General features: G+C 63.1%; 2 protein-coding genes. Both read right to left on the bottom strand.

All coding sequences use genetic code 11. From position 1 onward, the window contains the following. Positions 1–987 (bottom strand): cytochrome c (locus ACXRVY_RS28405; RefSeq protein WP_458238881.1); only part of this gene is annotated, 987 nt, incomplete at its 3' end. A 2-nt stretch (positions 988–989) separates the two neighbouring features. Continuing rightward, a complete protein-coding gene (locus ACXRVY_RS28400; RefSeq protein WP_223457102.1) occupies positions 990–1,529 on the bottom strand; it encodes a (2Fe-2S)-binding protein in 540 nt (179 codons plus the stop codon). Positions 1,530–1,546 lie beyond the last annotated feature (17 nt).

The raw sequence follows: 1,546 nt of genomic DNA, 5'->3' as shown, positions 1-1,546 counted from the left end.
GTTACCGCGCATGGCCACGGCGATGTGCGGCTTGCCCTCACCGCCCGGCGCATGGCAACCGGCGCAGACATTCAAATATTCCTGACGGCCGTGCCGGGCGCTCGGGCTCAGTTTGTCCAACGGCACTTCGGTGAGCACCTTCGCCGCAGGCGGCTGATCGCCGAGCAGGAAAGTCGCCATCGCCGCCAGGTCCGGATCGCTGAGGCCCTGGGTGCTGTTGTGGAACACCGGGAACATCTCGTTGAACATCGTGCCCTGGGCGCTCATGCCGTGCTTGAGGAACGAGCTCAGGTCCTGATGATTCCAGCCACGGGCCGCCAGGTCAGTGGCCAGCAGGCTCGGCGCCAGATAACCATTGAGAATGCCGCCGGTCATGCGCTTGTCCTGCTGCATCGCGCCCGGCAAGCCGCGTGGGGTGTGGCACTCGCCACAGTGACCCAGTACTTCAACCATGTACTGGCCGCGCTTCCAGGCTTCGCTTTTGCCTTCAGCCGGCTCCAGCTTCACGCCCTTGCCGTACATCATGTTCCAGCCCATCAGGCCCAGGCGCACGTTGAACGGGAAGCTCAGGCTGGTTTCCGGTGCGGCGCGCTCGATCGGTTCGACGGTTTTCAGGTAGGCATGAATCGCGTCGGAATCTGCTCGCGGCATCAGGTGATACGAGGTGTAGGGCATCGCCGGATACAGGTTCGCGCCATCCCGGCGCTTGCCTTCGGTCAGCGCGGCAAAGAACTCGTCATCGTTGTACAGGCCGATGCCGTGCTCTTTGCTCGGGGTGATGTTGGTGCCGTAGATCGTGCCGAACGGCGACACGATCGGCAGACCGCCCGCATAGGGCGCGCCACCCGGTGCGGTATGGCACGCCATGCAGTCGGCGGCACGGGCGAGGTACTCGCCTTGCTTGACCTGCGCATCATCCGCGTGAGCCGCCACCACAGGCGCAGCCAGACCAACCGCCAACGCCAGGCGGCTAAGTAGAAACTTCATGCTTAACTCTCCTTGACCAGGCCGAGATCGGTCAGCACGTTGCGGGTGGCGCTGTAATAGCGCACGTATCCGGTGCAACGGCAGATGTGATGACCGAGGCTGTCCTCGATGACTTTTTCCAGCTGGCTTTTGACGACGGGCTGACGCTGCAGCTTTTCCACCAGCACGGTCGCGGCATTCACGAAGCCCGGTGCGCAGTAGCTGCACTGGAAGGCGAACTCGTCGACGAAGCGCTGCTGGATCGGGTTCAGCTCGGTGACCTTGCCCTGCTCGTCGCGGGTCGCATGGCCTTCGATGGTCCGAACCTTCTTGCCTTCGAAATAGTGTGCGCCGGTGATGCAGGTGCGCACTTCCTCGCTGGTACCGTCCGGGTTGTCGACGATCACCACGCAGGCGTGGCAGATGCCCTGACCACAGCCCAGGCGCGAGCCGGTGAGGTTCTTGTATTCGTGCAGGTAGTCGATCATCGGCAGGTCATCAGGGATGTCCACCGGGCCGACGGATTGACCGTTGAGGGTCAGTTGAAGCGGACGGTTAGCCATTGAGGGCCTCCTTGATG

Source organism: Pseudomonas sp. P5_A2_2, assembly GCF_054177685.1.
This window is presented reverse-complemented; position numbering and strand designations above follow the sequence as displayed.